This window comes from Micromonospora sp. DT53, assembly GCF_049841535.1.
In the GTDB taxonomy this organism is placed as follows: Bacteria; Actinomycetota; Actinomycetes; order Mycobacteriales; family Micromonosporaceae; genus Micromonospora.
On record NZ_JBNCKM010000013.1, the window covers coordinates 207,313 to 222,058 of the forward strand.

Annotated in this window: 18 protein-coding genes; 7 read left to right on the top strand and 11 right to left on the bottom strand. The window is 71.6% G+C overall.

Translation table 11 applies throughout. The features are described from left to right. Positions 1–27: 27 nt before the first annotated feature. From ACLQ3B_RS32095 to ACLQ3B_RS32105, 3 genes are all read right to left on the bottom strand, one after another. Positions 28–384, bottom strand: a complete 357-nt coding sequence (locus ACLQ3B_RS32095; RefSeq protein WP_425784399.1) for a hypothetical protein — start codon at positions 382–384, stop codon at positions 28–30. Positions 385–527: 143 nt separating this feature from the next. Then, positions 528–1,031: an O-acetyl-ADP-ribose deacetylase gene (locus ACLQ3B_RS32100; RefSeq protein WP_425784400.1), complete on the bottom strand. Its 504-nt coding sequence runs from the start codon at positions 1,029–1,031 to the stop codon at positions 528–530. Between the two features lie 80 nt (positions 1,032–1,111). After that, the gene (locus ACLQ3B_RS32105; protein ID WP_425784401.1) at positions 1,112–1,975 is read right to left on the bottom strand and encodes a TIGR03620 family F420-dependent LLM class oxidoreductase; all 864 of its coding nucleotides are present in this window, start codon (positions 1,973–1,975) and stop codon (positions 1,112–1,114) included. 120 nt (positions 1,976–2,095) lie between these two features. Here ACLQ3B_RS32105 and ACLQ3B_RS32110 point away from each other — a divergent pair, with 120 nt between their 5' ends. Next, complete coding sequence (locus ACLQ3B_RS32110; protein WP_425784402.1) at positions 2,096–2,629, top strand: hypothetical protein; 534 nt, start codon at positions 2,096–2,098, stop codon at positions 2,627–2,629. A gap of 1 nt (position 2,630) precedes the next feature. Here the strand turns inward: ACLQ3B_RS32110 and ACLQ3B_RS32115 are convergent, their stop codons facing one another. Then, a complete protein-coding gene (locus ACLQ3B_RS32115) occupies positions 2,631–3,278 on the bottom strand; it encodes a response regulator (protein ID WP_425784403.1) in 648 nt (215 codons plus the stop codon). After that, positions 3,275–4,378, bottom strand: coding sequence for a sensor histidine kinase (locus tag ACLQ3B_RS32120; protein WP_425784453.1), 1,104 nt, complete (start codon positions 4,376–4,378; stop codon positions 3,275–3,277). Before ACLQ3B_RS32120 ends, ACLQ3B_RS32115 begins: the two co-directional genes overlap by 4 nt. 141 nt (positions 4,379–4,519) lie before the next feature. Between ACLQ3B_RS32120 and ACLQ3B_RS32125 the strand changes: the two genes are divergently transcribed. Both ACLQ3B_RS32125 and ACLQ3B_RS32130 read left to right on the top strand, forming a co-directional pair. Further along, entirely contained in the window at positions 4,520–5,113 is a 594-nt protein-coding gene (locus ACLQ3B_RS32125; protein WP_425784404.1) for a CDP-alcohol phosphatidyltransferase family protein, read from the top strand. Next, positions 5,110–5,580 carry a hypothetical protein gene (locus ACLQ3B_RS32130; protein ID WP_425784405.1) on the top strand — a complete coding sequence of 157 codons (471 nt, stop codon included), beginning with the start codon at positions 5,110–5,112 and terminating at the stop codon, positions 5,578–5,580. Before ACLQ3B_RS32125 ends, ACLQ3B_RS32130 begins: the two co-directional genes overlap by 4 nt. Positions 5,581–5,593: 13 nt before the next feature. Here ACLQ3B_RS32130 and ACLQ3B_RS32135 read toward each other — a convergent pair whose 3' ends face one another. Both ACLQ3B_RS32135 and ACLQ3B_RS32140 read right to left on the bottom strand, forming a co-directional pair. Further along, on the bottom strand, positions 5,594–6,256 hold the full coding sequence (locus ACLQ3B_RS32135) for a response regulator (protein ID WP_425784454.1): 663 nt from the start codon (positions 6,254–6,256) through the stop codon (positions 5,594–5,596). Next, positions 6,244–7,404: a sensor histidine kinase gene (locus ACLQ3B_RS32140; protein WP_425784406.1), complete on the bottom strand. Its 1,161-nt coding sequence runs from the start codon at positions 7,402–7,404 to the stop codon at positions 6,244–6,246. Before ACLQ3B_RS32140 ends, ACLQ3B_RS32135 begins: the two co-directional genes overlap by 13 nt. A 131-nt stretch (positions 7,405–7,535) precedes the next feature. On the opposite strand from ACLQ3B_RS32140, the gene ACLQ3B_RS32145 reads away from it, so the two are divergent. Next, positions 7,536–7,937: a DUF6069 family protein gene (locus ACLQ3B_RS32145; RefSeq protein ID WP_425784407.1), complete on the top strand. Its 402-nt coding sequence runs from the start codon at positions 7,536–7,538 to the stop codon at positions 7,935–7,937. Continuing rightward, entirely contained in the window at positions 7,934–8,389 is a 456-nt protein-coding gene (locus tag ACLQ3B_RS32150) for a hypothetical protein (protein ID WP_425784408.1), read from the top strand. Before ACLQ3B_RS32145 ends, ACLQ3B_RS32150 begins: the two co-directional genes overlap by 4 nt. Here ACLQ3B_RS32150 and ACLQ3B_RS32155 read toward each other — a convergent pair. Further along, on the bottom strand, positions 8,370–9,632 hold the full coding sequence (locus ACLQ3B_RS32155; protein ID WP_425784409.1) for an MFS transporter: 1,263 nt from the start codon (positions 9,630–9,632) through the stop codon (positions 8,370–8,372). The two genes, ACLQ3B_RS32150 and ACLQ3B_RS32155, sit on opposite strands and share 20 nt — an antisense overlap. A gap of 82 nt (positions 9,633–9,714) precedes the next feature. After that, positions 9,715–10,584 (bottom strand): fructosamine kinase family protein, encoded by an 870-nt coding sequence (locus tag ACLQ3B_RS32160; RefSeq protein WP_425784410.1) that lies wholly within the window; start codon positions 10,582–10,584, stop codon positions 9,715–9,717. Between the two features lie 97 nt (positions 10,585–10,681). Here ACLQ3B_RS32160 and ACLQ3B_RS32165 point away from each other — a divergent pair, with 97 nt between their 5' ends. Both ACLQ3B_RS32165 and ACLQ3B_RS32170 read left to right on the top strand, forming a co-directional pair. After that, a complete protein-coding gene (locus ACLQ3B_RS32165) occupies positions 10,682–11,728 on the top strand; it encodes a serine hydrolase domain-containing protein (protein ID WP_425784411.1) in 1,047 nt (348 codons plus the stop codon). A gap of 32 nt (positions 11,729–11,760) precedes the next feature. After that, entirely contained in the window at positions 11,761–13,125 is a 1,365-nt protein-coding gene (locus tag ACLQ3B_RS32170; RefSeq protein ID WP_425784412.1) for a serine hydrolase domain-containing protein, read from the top strand. Between the two features lie 25 nt (positions 13,126–13,150). Here ACLQ3B_RS32170 and ACLQ3B_RS32175 read toward each other — a convergent pair whose 3' ends face one another. After that, a complete protein-coding gene (locus tag ACLQ3B_RS32175; protein WP_425784413.1) occupies positions 13,151–14,005 on the bottom strand; it encodes a DUF4253 domain-containing protein in 855 nt (284 codons plus the stop codon). Between the two features lie 17 nt (positions 14,006–14,022). After that, positions 14,023–14,613, bottom strand: a complete 591-nt coding sequence (locus ACLQ3B_RS32180; RefSeq protein ID WP_425784414.1) for a DinB family protein — start codon at positions 14,611–14,613, stop codon at positions 14,023–14,025. Positions 14,614–14,746: the final 133 nt, after the last annotated feature.

Genomic DNA, 14,746 nt, shown 5'->3' on the forward strand with positions numbered 1-14,746 from the left:
AACGATGGAGACCGGCACCTCTCGGGCTCAGATCCGCTGTTCCCACCAAGGGTCGCGGGGATCGGCCCAGGGATTGGGCAGGGTTCGACTGAGGAACAGATCATCGGCCGCATCGACGACCCGCCGCAGCTCCCGCGCCGTTCTTCCGGTCAGCGATCGCAGAGCGATGTCCAGCAACCTTCGATGGTCCGAGGTGCAACCGCAGGGACACCCGCCGAATTCGTCCAGCAGATCGCGGGCCGGGCCGCGCGCCTTGTCGGTCCAACCCCGGAGGGCCCGGCCGACATCACCGGGGTGCAAGCGGTTGTGGTGGCGTTCCAGCCGAACGACGTCGGCGACGGCCTTGCCGGAAATGCCGTGCAAATGGGCACGGGATTCGTGCACCTGTCGACGACTGGGTGTGGCGGCGCGTAGCGCCCCGGGTCGCTTACGCGGCACGGTCCCTTCGCTGGATGGCCATGTCGGGAAGTGTGCCACAGAGGACGACGATGGGCCGACGCCGGACGATGGATGAGAGGGGCGCCTCGTCAGCCCTGAAGCGCCTCGGTCAGCAGTTCGCAGGTGGCTTCGTCGAAGGCGACGAGGCGAACACGCTCGACCTTCGTCGGTGTCGCCCTGATGGTCGAGATTGCGATCCTCGCTGCCTGGTCGGCCGGGAAACCGTATACACCAGTGGCGATGGCGGGAAACGCGACGCTGCGGGCGCCGATCTCGTCGGCAACTTCGAGGCTGCGCCGATAGCACGACCTCAGCACGTCAGCCTCACCGTGGCCGCCGCCTTCCCAGATCGGGCCGACGGTGTGGATGACATGACGTACTGGTGGGTCCAGGTCGAAGGCCGGTGTGGCGACCGCGTCGCCGGGATCACACGGGGCCAGCGCCGCCCCCGCCCGGGCCAGTCGCAGCCCCGCCGCCCGGTGAATCGCCCCATCGACACCGCCGCCACCCAACAGCGACTCGTTCGCGGCGGTCACGACGGCGTCGACGTCCTCGCTGGTGATGTCACCAAGAACAACTTCGACCACAGGCATGGCTCGATGATGCCACCGGGCGGGAAGTCCCGCCCGTCGATTCCACGCTCCCTCCAGCGCCTCCCGCTGCGGCCGACGGGTCAGATCAGGACCGCGGCGAGGGCGCGGAACGCGTCGGCGGGAAATGCCGTGGCGTCGCCGCCGTTGAGCACCTGGATCGCCACCTCGTCAGCCCCGGCCTGGTAGTGCTTCTCCAGCCCGGCCGCCACGTTCTCGACGGTGCCCCAGGGAATCAGGGCGTCGATGAGGCGGTCGCTGCCCCCGGCGGCGAAGTCCTCGTCGGTCCAGCCGAAACGCCGCAGGTTGTTTGTGTAGTTCGGCAGTGCCAGATACCCGCTCGTGTACTGCCGGGCGGTGGCGCGCGCGGTGGTGGCGTCCGTGTCGAGGACCACCGCGACCTCGGGGGCGAGCAGCCGGTCGGGTCCGATCGCCGCGCGGGCCTCGGCGGTGTGCTCGGCAGGGACGAAGTACGGGTGCGCCCCGGCGGAACGGTCGCGGGAGAGTTCGAGCATCCGCGGGCCCAGTGCGGCCAGGATGCGCCGCTCGGGCGAAACCCCGGCCGCGTCGAGGCCGTCCAGGTAGTTCACCATTCTTGAGTACGGTTTGCGATAGTCCGTGCCGCTGCCCTCCACAAGCACCGCGTGGCTGGCGCCGAGACCGAGCAGGAACCGGCCGGGGTGTGCCCGCTGCGCGTCCTGGACGAACGCCGCCGCCTCGGGGGGCGACGAGTGCCAGATGCTCACGATCCCCGACGCGACCCCGATGCCCGTCGTCCCGTCCAGGATCTCCCGGAAGCGTGGGGCGACGTTCTCTCCGAAACCGCCGGAGAACCAGATCCGTGAATAGCCGAGTTGCTCCAACTCGGTCGCGGCCTCGACGGCCGCGCGCTGACTCTCGCTGGAGAGGAAGAACGGTTGCCATACGCTGACGATTCGTTGTGCCATATCGGAAACCCTACGACCCGTCAGCCGCGGACCGCGTCAGTTCACGCTGCCCCGCCGGATGTGGTGCCGCAAACCCGCATCGATCTACGGTAGCGTCGCGGCATGGGTTCAAAACGGTCGATGGCCGCGCAGCTCACTCTGATGTGGACGGCGACCGTGCTGCTCCTTGTGCTCCTCGTGCACGGATTGCGTACCGAGTACCTGCCGATCGAGGCGCTCACCGGCGGTGTCTGGGCGGTGCTCCTCGGCCTGGGCGCATTCCTGTCGAGCAGGCTGGCGAGGTGGGGGCATGGCAGGGGTGCCACTGTGCTGCTGTGCGTCGCCGCTCTGGTCGCCTGTGATGTGGCGGTCGTCGTCAATAGTGCGTTGATCTACGACGGGGCCGGTTACTGGACGCTCAACGGTGGTGTTGGCCTGCCGTACTCGTACGCGCCGTTGTGGTATCCGGCCTCGCTTCTGCCGTGGTTCGATATCTTCGGCATCGATCAGAGGAGCATCACCGCGGGTGATTTCGAGTGGCAGGCGGAGCATGTCGCTCCGGTGGCCGTGGTGTTGACGATCGCGTCGGCCTTCTTCGTCGCCTTCCTGGCGAGGCCGCTGTTCGGAGGTTGGCAGGCCAGCCCGGAGCGCCGGCTGGCACACGCCGACTCCTGACTCACGGGGCGAGGCCGGCCTGGATCGCCATTATGGCGGCGCGTACACGATCACGGCTGCCGGTCTTGGCCAGCACGTTTGTGACGTGGGTCTTGACGGTGCTCATCGACAGGTAGAGGCGTTCGGCGATCTCGTTGTTGTTGAGCCCGGCGCCGATCAGGGCGAGCACGTCGGTCTCCCGAGCGGTCAGCTGGTAGGCCGCCAGGCCCACGCGGGTGGCTGGGCCGGTCGCGCGGACCCGGTCGAGTACGGCACCCGTGACCTCGGCGGAGAGGACCGCCTCGCCGGCCGCGACGGTGCGCACCGCAGCGATCAGGTCGCGGGCGCTGGACCGCTTGAGCAAGAATCCGCGTGCGCCGGAGGCGATGGCGTCCAGGACGTAGGCGTCGTCGTCGAAAGTCGTGACGACGATGACGGCCGGGGCGTGCGGGATCGTGGCCAGCTCGCGGGTGGCTTGCAGGCCATCGAGCACCGGCATGCGGATGTCGACGAGGGCGACGTCGATGCGCGAGTCGCGGCGTACCGCGTCGAGGAACTGCCGGCCGTCGGCCGCCTCGGCCGCGACCTGGATGTCGGGTTGAGATCGCAGGATCAGGCTGAAGCCGTCCCGGACCAGCTCCTGGTCGTCGGCGATCGCGACCCGGATCACGGGTTCGCCACCGGCAGGTTGGCCTGCACCATCGTGCCGCCGCCGGGGCGCTGGCTCAGCTCCCAGCTCCCACCGTGTGCGGACACCCGCTCCCCGATGCCGAGCAGGCCCGAGCCGCTGGTGGGTGTGCGGGGCGGTCCGATGCCGTCGTCGCTGACGCGCAGGCGGGCGTGATCGCCGACGCGGACCAGTTCGACCCAGGCCGCCGTGGCCTTCGCGTGGCGGGCGATGTTGGTGAGGGCTTCCTGGGCGATGCGGTAGACGGTCAACACGCCGATCTCGTCCAGGCCCGGTTCGGGGTCCAGCTGCACCCGCACCGTCACGCCCTGCTGGCGCAGCGGCTGCGCGAGCAGCTCGTCGATGTCGGACAGGCGCGGCGGTGCGCTCACCGCGATCGCCGCGTCGGGATCGCGCAGGTGTACGACGAGCGCGTCGAGCTCGCTCAACGCGGTGCGTCCGCTGTCCGCGACCGCCCGCAGCGCCGCCCCCGGGTCGTCACCGAGCTGGCCTGCCTCGGCCTGCACCACCATCGCGGTGACGTGGTGACCGACCACGTCGTGCAGTTCGCGGGCCAGGTTGGTGCGCTGCTCGAGCCAGGCGGCCTGGCCGCGCAGCTGGTCCGTCTCCTGTCTGAGGGCGTAGCCGTGCGACCACGACCGCAACAGGGTCGCCAGGAGGAAGCCGGCCGCCACGAAGACGAACGGCTGCTCGTACAGCCCTCGCTGGTTCAGTAGCGCGACAGCGAGGGCGCCAGCGGCGCCGATCAGGCCACCCACCCAGCCCATCCATGGCCGTCGGGCCGGGTCTGCGCAGATCGAGACGAACACGAGGCCGGCGGCCGCGAGGCCCAACTGCACCGATTCTCCGGTGCTCACCACCGCCACGAACCCGGCGCAGACCGCGAAGACCAGGGCCCGGTAGTGGGGGCTCAGCGTGATGGCTCCGAGGCCGACCGGCAGCACCAGCCACGCCCAACCCGCCGGAACGGAGAGGCCCCCGTCGACCGTGGTGACCACGGCGGCGATGATCAAGCCGGTCGCACCGTACGCGAGCCGGCGCACTCGCTCGGGGTCGCGCGACCATTCGCGGATTCCAGTCATCACCTGGACAGTCTCCGCGACCAGCCGGAAGGCCGGCCAGTACCCAGGTACCGGATCGGCCGGCACCCTGGTACCACCCTCGGGACCAGATCGGCACCGCGGCACGTTCCGCGAGAACGTTCACCGGGCGACGCTGCGGAGGTGACTCTCGTTGACTCCCGCGCCGCCCTCACCGTCGGCCCTCTTCGTACGGTTCCCAACTACATCACCGCCATTCGCACGGTCGCCGCGGTCACCGTCGGTATCGTGGCCCTCGTCTCCGGGTCGGTGGCATTGATGGCGGTATCGTACGGTATCTACTGGATCGGTGACGTGCTCGACGGCTGGGCCGCCCGCCGGCTCGGACAGGAGACCCGAGCCGGGGCCGTCTTCGACATCGTGAGCGACCGCGCGTGCACCGCCGTACTCTGCGTGGGCCTGGTCTCCCTCGTGCCGGACGTCGCGGTCGTGGCAGTGGTCTTCCTGCTCTCCTTCCTGGTGCTGGACACCATGCTGTCGCTGGCGTTCCTGTGCTGGCCCGTGCTCAGCCCCAACTACTTCCACCTGGTCGACCGGCGGGTATGGGCGTTGAACTGGTCGCCGCTGGCCAAGGTCGCCAACACCGCCGGGGTCATCGGCGCCATCGCGTTCGGCCAGTACGCGCTCGCGCTGGGCATCGCGGTCGCCGTCGTCGCGGTCAAGCTGTGGTCGGTGGCAGCGGTGGTCCGGCTACTCGAACGGGACGGCCGGGCGTGAGCGGCCTCGCCGAGGCCGCGGCGGCGCTCGGCTACGGTCTCGCGTCGGCGCTCGTCCCGGTCGTCAACGCCGAGGCCTACGCGGTGGTCGCCGGGCAACGTGGAGGCCACGCGCTGGTCGCCGTGGTCGCTCTGGCGCTCGGGCAGACCGTCGGCAAGCTGCTCCTTTTCGAGTCGGCGCGACGTGGATCCGGACGACTGTTCCGCAAGGTCGCGCAACGGAGGAGGTCAGGTCGCGCGGCGGACCGGGCCGCACGGTGGACCGAGCCGATCCGGCGCTGGCTCTCCCGCCGCCGCACCGCCCTGCCGACCGTGCTGGTCTCCGCCGCGGTCGGGGTTCCACCGCTGGCCGTCGTCAGCCTCGCCGCGGGCACCGCGGGCCTTCGACGCTGGGAGTTCGCCGGCGCGTGCCTCTCCGGGCGGGTGCTCCGCTTCGCCCTCCTCGTCCTGCCAGCGGTGCTGGCCTGACCCACGGCGCCGGTCAGAGGAGCCGGCCGTCGTGGGCGAGCAGGGCGATCTGGGTACGGTTGTCGAGATCCAGCTTGGTCAGGATGTGCGAGACGTGGGCCTTCACCGTCGTCACGCTCATCAGCAGCCCGCTGGCGATCTCGGCATTGGAGCGTCCCTGCCCGATGGCCAGCACGACGTCGCGTTCCCGGGGCGTGAGCAGGGCCAACCGTTCGTGTGCCTGCTCGTACGACTCGGCCCCGGACGCGACCCGCTGCATGAGCCGGCGCGTCACCCCCGGAGACAGCATCGGGTTGCCGGCCGCGACCGCGCGGACCGCCTGGCTGATCTGCTCGGGCGGGGTGTCCTTGAGCAGGAAGCCGCTCGCGCCGGCGCGGAGGGCTCGCAGCACGTGTTCGTCGGTGTCGAACGTGGTGAGCACGATGATCTCGGGTGGCCGGTGGCGGCGGCGCAGCCGCGCGGTGGCGGTGATGCCGTTGACGCCGGGCATCCTGATGTCCATCAGCACCACGTCGGGCAGGTGCCGGTCCACCGCGGTGATCGCGGTGGCGCCGTCGGCGGCCTCGCCCACCACGACGATCCCGTCGGCGCCGTCGAGCATCAGCGTGAGCATTCCCCGGACGAGGGGATCGTCGTCCACGATGACGACCCGGATCGGGCCGGTCACGTCGGCCACGGCAGCCACGCGGTCAGGTGGAAGCGACCCGTGGCGTCGACGTGGTGGGCGACGCGACCGCCGGTGAGCGCGGCCCGTTCGGCGAGGCCGATCAGGCCGGTACCGGCGCTGCCGGTGGCGCCGCTGTCGGGCGTGGTCGGGTTGCTCACCGCGATGCTCAGGCCGGAGCCGGGCGCGCCGCCGAGCACCAGCCGGACCGGCTGGCCGGCGGCGTGCTTTCGGGCGTTGGTCAGTGCCTCCTGCGCGATCCGGTACGCGGTGCGGCCAACCGTCGGAGGAATCTCGACCGGCGGGCCGAGCGGGTCGTCGACCTCGATCTGTTGCCCGGCGGCCCGCGCCTCGTCGACCAGGCGCGGCAGGTCGGCGAGGGTCTGCCCGGGTGGTGCGTCCGTCGGCGACTCGGCGTCGTCGCTGCGCAGCAGCGTGATGACCTCGCGCAGCTCGTCGAGCGCGTGATGCGCGCTGGCCCGGATCACCCCGGCGGCGGCGCTGAGCCGCTCGGGCGGCGCGTCCGGCCGGTACTCCATCGCGCCGGCGGCCGCCGCCAGCAGGGACAGCCGGTGGGCCAGCACATCGTGCATCTCCCGCGCGATCCGGCTGCGCTCCGCCGCCCGCGCCTCGCCGACCCGTCGTTCCTGCTCCTGCTCGGCCCGCCGGGCCCGGTCCCGCAGCGCCGCCAGCAGGGCGTTGCGGGCCTGCGCCCAGGTGCCCCAGCCGAGCAGTGCCGCGTACGCGATCGCCATCAGCAGCAGCCGCCACCCGTACGGCAGGCTGGGCACCGGCCGCCAGAACGCCTGCACCGCCTCGCCCGCCACGCCGACCACCGCCACCGCCGCCGCGTGCCGAAACGGCCTGTTGCGGGCGGTGAACAGCACCGCGAAGCTGGCCACCGGCGTGGCCACCGGAGACAGCGCGACGAGCAGGCCGGCCAGCACGCCGCCGATCTGCGGGCGGCGGACGACCACCGGAACGAGGGCCAGGGCGGCCACCGCCAGCCCGACGTCGACGCCGACCAGGCCGGCGGAGCTGGCACGGGTGGCCGACCACAGCATGGTCGCGACGAGGACGCCGATCGCCACCGTCGTCACGGCCACCGGGACGGAACGCCACGTCCGCGGCGGCTTGACCTCGCACGTCGCCGCATCCACATCGCGCAGGTTACTGGGCTCGCGGCCCGCCGGACCACCTCCTTTGGTAGTACGCCGAGGCGTCGGCAGACGTACCCGCCACGGCGTCTGGACCGACGTGTCCGGCCCGGTCCGGTCCGCAGACTCGGACCATGACGAACAACCTTCTCCTGAGACGAGCCGCGGTGGCGGCCGGCGCGATCGTGGCGGCGGTGGCCGAGTTCGCGCTCCTGCACGCGGCGGCCGGTGTCGACCTGGCGGTCAGATCCGGAAGCGCGACCCGGCAGGTCACGGTGGCCGCGGTCGTCGTGGCCGCCGTGGTCGCGGCACTGGCCGGCTGGGCGCTGCTCGCGCTGCTGGAACCCCGCACCAACCGCTCCCGTGTCTGGTGGACCTCGATCGCGGTAGCGGTGCTGCTGCTGTCGCTCGTGGTCGGGCCACCGAGTGGCGTCGGTGGGGGAGCGAAGGCGACCCTCGCGCTGCTGCACCTGAGCGTCGGCGTCATCCTCATCGTCGGCCTGCCGCGGCCGCGCCTCGACGAGGCGACCCGATGACCGCGCTGACCGTACGCAAGCAGGACGGGGCCTTCGTCCTCGACTCCGCGCCGCGCGCCGTGCTGCGTACCGGCTGGACCTGGAGGTGCGGCGAGATCCGCACCGGCACCGGCCTCTGGACTGTCGAACCGACCGGCCGCCGACGGATCGGGTTCACGGCCTGGGGCGAGCACGGCGTGCCGGTGCGGCTCGACCCGGGCCGGTCGCACGTGCCGGGGCCCGGCGGGGTGGCGCACTGGGCCCCCGGCCATCACGGTGGTGAGCTGGTACGCGACGGGCACCGCCTCGCGGTGCGCCTCCCCGGCCGGCTGGGCGGGCCGATCCGCGTCGACGTCACCGGCGAGTGGGCCGAGTTGGAGCTGGTGGTGCTCACCGCCTGTTTCGCGCTGATGAGTCGACGGCGGCGGCGCAGTCTGATCATGATGGCGGCGGTCAGCGGAGGCGGTGGGTGACCGCCGGCCCGGAAGGTTTTCCGACCGCAGGCGGACCCGGCCGGCGCGTAGCCGGGGGACGAGCGACGGTCGGCTCCAACCGGACGACGCGGCCGCGACGCGTGTCCACGGCCAGCAGCGTGAGTGCGGCCAGCGTCAGCAGCCCGCCGGCGAGTGCCAGCGGGCGTGCCCCCGAGGCGGGCAGGAGGGCGCCGCCGAGCAGTGATCCGCCGGCGATGCCGGCGTTGAAGGCGGTGCTGACACCTGCCGACGCGATGTCGGTGCTGCCCGGGGCCAGTTGCAGCATCCGGCTCTGCACGGCGGAGCCGAACGCCGCGTACGCGAGGCCGATCCCGGCGAGGAACGCGACCACACCCGGCCGGAGCGCGCCGAGCGCGTACAGCCCGAGCAGCGAGACCGCGCCGATGCTCAGCGGCGTCAGCAGCGAAGCGATCGGTCGGGTGTCCAGCGTCCGGGCCGCGACCAGCGTGCCGACGACGCCGGCCACGCCGGAGACGAACAGCAGCGGCGCCAGCACCGCGTCGGCGAAGCCGCTGACGTCGAGCAGGAACGGCGTCACGTAGGTCTGCAGGGTCATGAAGCCGCCGATGCCGAGGGCGGTGGCGATCAACAACACGGCGAAGCGCCGCCCGTCCGGTGCGGAACCCCGGGCGGCGCCGCCGGCGGCCGGGGGATAGGAGGGAAGCAGGACCAGCACCGCGGCGGCGATCGCCAGACCGACCCCGGCGAGCACCGCGAACGCCGCGCGCCAGCCGGCTTGCTGCCCGAGCCAGGTGCCGAGGGGTACGCCGAGCACCGGGGCGAGCGTCGCCCCCGTCGCGAACAGCGCCACCGCCCGACCGCGCACCGCTACCGGAAACGGCCCGATCGCGGTCGCCGTGGCGATGGACCAGAACAGCGCCTGGGCGAGGGCGGTCACCAGGCGGGAGCCGGCCAGCACGGCGTACGTCGGCGCGAGCGCGGCGGCGGCGTTCGCGGCGGCGAACAGGAGCATCGTGCCGCCGAGCAGGTGCCGCCGGGGGATCCGCTGGGTCAGCCGGGTCAGCGGCACGGAGGCCAGCACCACCACGACGGCGTACCCACTGACCAGCAGACCCACCTGTGAGCGGGACCGGTCGAGGTCGGGGGCGATGTGGGTCAGCAGACCGACGGGCAGCAACTCGGTCGTGATGAAGGCGAACGCGGCGAGGGACAGCGCGACGAGCACGGCCCTGGCCCTTCGCGGCGACACTTCCGGAGCCATGCCCACCCCCCATTCCAGGGGTCACCGTAATGGAGGGCCCGACCCCCGCTCCGCTCGCGGGCCTCGGCGGCCGGGCCTCCGGTCAGGATCGTGTCCGGAACGGGGCAACGACGGCACGGATCTGATCGGCAGCGCCCCAGTCGTCGTCGAACTGGGCCAGCACGGCGAGGTGTTGTCGCAGCTGGATGACAGGCATGCGGGTCTCCCAGTCGCCGTCGAGCGAGGTCAACTCCGCGTAGACCTCGAACATCCGTCGCGCCTCGGGCGGGGGCGAGGTGGACCACACGTGCGCGAGGTCGACCTCGGCCCACGTGTAGGACACCGCCGGGTCGATCAGCGCCGGCTGTCCGTCCGCGGTGGCCAGGACGTTCTGTGCCCACAGGTCACCGTGCGTCAGGCACGCCGGCCGGACCGGCAGCAGGTCGGGCAGCCGGTCACAGAGCCGTTCCAACGCCGCTCGGTCCTCCGCGTCGAGCGCCGCCTCGACGCGGGGTTGATCGAGCCAGCGAAGCAGCCGGTGCTCCGCGAAGAACGCGAAGCCGTCGTCGTTCCACGTGTTGATCTGCCGGCGACGGCCCAGCCAGTTGTCGCGGTGCCAGCCGAAGCGAGGATGGGTCGTGCTCAGGTGCAGGTGGGCGAGCAGGTGCGCGACCTGCTCCCAGAAGACCTCGCTCCGCGGCCTCGCGCGCAACACCGACAGCACCAGCAGGTCCTGATCCGCCAGGACCACCTCGGGTGTCGCCACGCCACCGAGCTCGCGCAGGGCGGCCAGCCCCTCGGCCTCGGCGACGAAGACGTCGTCAGCTAGCGGGTCGGCGAAGGCCTTGACGAACACCGGCGGAGCAGCCCGGCGGGTGGCGATGCCCGCGAGCGCCGCGAGCCCGCCCGTCACCGGCTGCACCGTGACGACCTCACGCATACCGGCCCGGTGCAGACGCTCCAGCAGGGTCATCCGGGACGCTCCTCAGGTCCGGCGTACGGTCGGCCGATCCTATGCGGCCGGTCACAGCTCGCCCCACCGGTGGCGGGGGCGTTGGACACTGCTGGGCATGGGTCACGTGTCGGTGGATCGGCAGCGGCTGGGGCGGGTCGTCCAGGAGTTCGGCGCCCGGTGGACAAGTGCCGCCGCCGACATCGACACCTACCTGGCCACACAGGTCTCCGACACGAGTCACCGCGAGGTCGTCGGCCCGCTGCTCGCCGCCAGTGGGGCCAGTGGTGTGGTCCGGGTCGCGGGTCGGGAGGTCGCGGCCTGGGGCGACCCGGACGTCCCGGAGATGGCGTTCAGCGTCACCAAGTCGGTCGTCTCGGTGGTGGCCGGCCTGGCCTTCGACGACGGGCTGCTGGTGCCGGACCAACCGGTGCACCAGGTCGTCGACATTCCCGAGTTCCGGGGGCCGCACAACGAGCTGATCACGTGGCGTCATCTGCTGCAGCAGTCGAGCCAGTGGGAGGGCGAGCTGTGGGGCAAGCCGACGAGCGTCGACGCGCAGAGCTTCCGCGAGGGGACCGAGGTGCACGGCACGCCCCCGGGCCAGGGGTGGGCGTACAACGACGTGCGGATGAACCTGCTCGCGTACGCGCTGACGCTGCTGTTTCGCAGGACGCTGCCGGACGTGCTGCGGGAGCGGGTCCTCGACCCGCTGGGCGCCTCCGACCGGTGGTCGTGGCACGGGTACCGGACGAGCGTCGTCGACCTCGACGGCCGCAAGATCGAGGTGGTCTCCGGCGGCGCGCACTGGGGCGGCGGACTGATCGTCCCGGCCCGGGACCTGGCCCTGATCGGGCAGCTCTTCCTGAACCGGGGCACCCATGCCGGGACCCGGCTGCTGAGCGCCGAATGGGTCGACCAGTCCTGGGCGCCGTGCCCGGTCAAACGGGAGTACGGCTATCTGTGGTGGCTCAACGATGAGCAGGCGCCGTGGCCCGGGGCCCCGGCGACCGGCCGCAGCGCTCGGGGCAACGGCGGACGACACCTGCTGTGGGTCGATCCGGCCCGGGAACTCGTCCTCGCCTCCCACTGGACCGAGCAGCCGCTCGATCTGATCCGGGCGGTCTCTCGTACCGTCACGAGCCCGCCGGTTGACTGGAGTTGATCCACCGGTGGGCGCGGTCGAGAATCGACGTCGTGGACTCACCTCAGGACTGGGTGTCGTTGCTGGGCCAGCTTGACCGACAGGTGTCGTCCGGGCGGCTCTCACCGGACATCGCGGCGTTGCCTGATCTGATGAGCAGCTATGACGTGCCGGGGGTCAGCATCGCCGTCGGGCACGTGAGCGGGCAGGTGTGGGCGGCGGGGTTCGGCGTCCTGGCCGGCGGGACGTCGACGCCGGTGACCCGGAGCACCGCCTTCGCGGCTTGCTCGATCAGTAAGCACGTCGCGGCGTTCGGCGCGCTGCTCCTGGTCCAGGCCGGTGTCCTGGATCTCGACGCCGACATCGACGAGTACCTCACCTCGTGGCGCCTACCGGACCGCGAAGGCCAGCACGGGGTCACGGTACGACAGCTGCTGGCGCACACGGCGGGGTTGTCCGACACCTGGTACCGCGGCTATGCCGCGGATCGCGCCCCGTCGCTGGTGCAGGTCCTGGAAGGCAGCGGCGCGACGACCACTCCACCGGTCCGGCGCACGCTCTTGCCGGGTAGCCGCTTCCGGTACTCGGGCAGCCACTACTCGGTGCTCCAGCAGCTGATGGTGGACGCGACCGGAACCCCGTTCGAGGAGCTCCTGCGAACCCTGGTGCTGGAACCACTGGCCATGGCCGACAGCAGCTTCGACCAGCGGTTTCCGCACCAGCGACCGGATCAGGTGGCGCACGGCCACCACGTCGGCGGCACCAGGGTTCCTGGCGGCTGGCGAACGCAACCGGAGCTGGCTGCGGCCGGCCTGTGGAGCACCCCGACCGACCTGCTCCGGCTCGACCTCGAGATCGCCCGGGCGGCCTCGGGAGACTCGAAGCTGCTCACCCGTGACCTGGCCATCCAGATGTGGACACCGCAGATTACCGGCGGCGCCTACGGGCTCGGCACCGAACTCGACGAGCGCGGCGGGCGTCGGCGTTTCGGACACACCGGGTTGAACGTCGGCTACACCTGCTTCTCCTACGTGTGGCCGGACAGCGGCACCGCGGTCGCCGCGATGACCAACTCGGAGGATGGCTGGGAACTGCTGGTCAGCATCCGTGCCGCCGCAGACCGCCGGTACGCCACCACGAGGATCACCGCCGCGCCGCTTGGTGACGTGACGGGCCGATACGTCCTGCACGACGACTACGCGATCGACATCGCGGTCGCCGACGGTCAGCTGACCTTCGCCGCCGCCGCTGCCCCGCAACCGGTTGTCCTCCTGGCGGACCCGGACGGTCGCTACCGACACCCGGGCCTCGACCTGGAGGTTCGGTTCGTCCGGACCGACGACCAGCCCTACGTCCTCGAACTGCGCCAGGAAGGGGTCACACAGATCGCGAGGCCGGCAACCGCGCAACCGGAATAGCGGGTGGTGCCGCGTCGCCGGGTGGTCAGGGGCGGTTGTGGACGAACCACGCGTCACCGGCCGGTAGGGCGACGGCGACCTCCCATTGGCTCAGTTCGAGGTCCGGAGCGAGCGCCTTGAGCTGACCGGCGGCGGCCCACGCCTCGTCACCCGGTGTCGGGCGACGACCCACCTGAAACTGCAACATGGTGCCCCACGACGCGACCAGGCGGGCATCCCACCGGTGCCGCCACCGTGCCAGCACCTCGGCGAGCCCCTGCCGATCCTCCTCGGTGAGGGCGCCGAAGAAGTCCACCCAGTACGCCGACCTGCGGACGTCGCTGGTGGGCAGCAACATGAGCAGGACGCTGTCCGGCTCGTACCAGTAGTCGGTCTGCGTCACGAGCCGCACGTTGCCGAGCACCTGGGCATGCAGGTCGGCGTCGGCGAGCAGCCGGTCGTACAGCGTCCGCTCCAGCACCGGGCGCGGCGTCGGCAGCACCACGTCCGGCACCAGGGCGGTCAGGTCGACGCCGGTCGTGCCACGCGCGTAGAACTCGATCTCGTCCTCGTCGACCTGGTGGTCCTCGCCGTGGTGGCGGTAGGTAAGCCAGGGATCGGAAGACGCCGCCGCCTCGGCGAACGCGCGCAACTCCGACTCCGACGGACCCTGCTCGGGCTCGGACCGGATCGTCAGCGCGTCGTCGAAGTCGTCGGTGACCAGGACGGGCCGGCGTCCGATGACCGGCACCAGCGCCTCGGCGGCCTGCCAGACCTCGTGCAGACGGCCGGGGTCGACATCGGCGACGAGGACGGTGCCCGACGGCCCGTGCCCGATCGGCAGGCGGGCCAGTGGCGTGCCCAGGACTGCCGCTTCGATCTGATCGAGGTCGTCTCGCACGCCGACAGCCTTCCCGATCATCCGAAGCGGTCGGCCAGCTTCGTCAGCTTGCTGACATACGCCGGCCAGTCGTAGTCGTCGGGGATGTTGGTGTTGTCCCGTCGAAGGCCGACCGCCGTGTCGTGCTGCTCGCGCATGACGTCGGCGTGCCCGGCGTGCCGGGCGAGATCGCAGGTCACGTGGATGATGATCCGCAGTAGCGTCACGTCCCGCCCACCCGGCCGCCACCACGGCACCTGCCCCGGCGCGTCGAGAGGTAGCTGCTCGATCGTCTGGTCGGCGAACGCGCCGACCCGGCGATACAGATCGATCAGCCCGTCTTTCGTCTCGTCCTCGCGGGCGTACCAGTCTGCCTGCGGGTCCGCGTCGAACGCCGCCATGGGGACCAGCTCGTCAGGCGTCGGGAATTCGCGACCGAACGTGGGCCCGAAGTAGCCGGCTTCGACATTGAGGCAATGCTTGAGGACGCCCAGCAGGTTGTTGCCGGTCGCCGTGCGGGGCAGCCTGACCTCCCGTTCGCTGAGCCCGTCGAGCTTCCAGACGAGGTCTTCGCGGGTCTCCCGGAGGTAGTGCTGCAGCGCGGCCTTCGCGTCGCTCAGATCAGCCATGCCCGGCAGTCTTCCCTATCCGCCGGACCGTCGCGCACCCTCGGCGGGGCGGGGGCGGGGGGCCCGCCCCCCCCCCCGCACAACCAGTGGGGGGGTGAAAATAAGGGGGAAAAAGAGGGGGTTACGCAGGCGC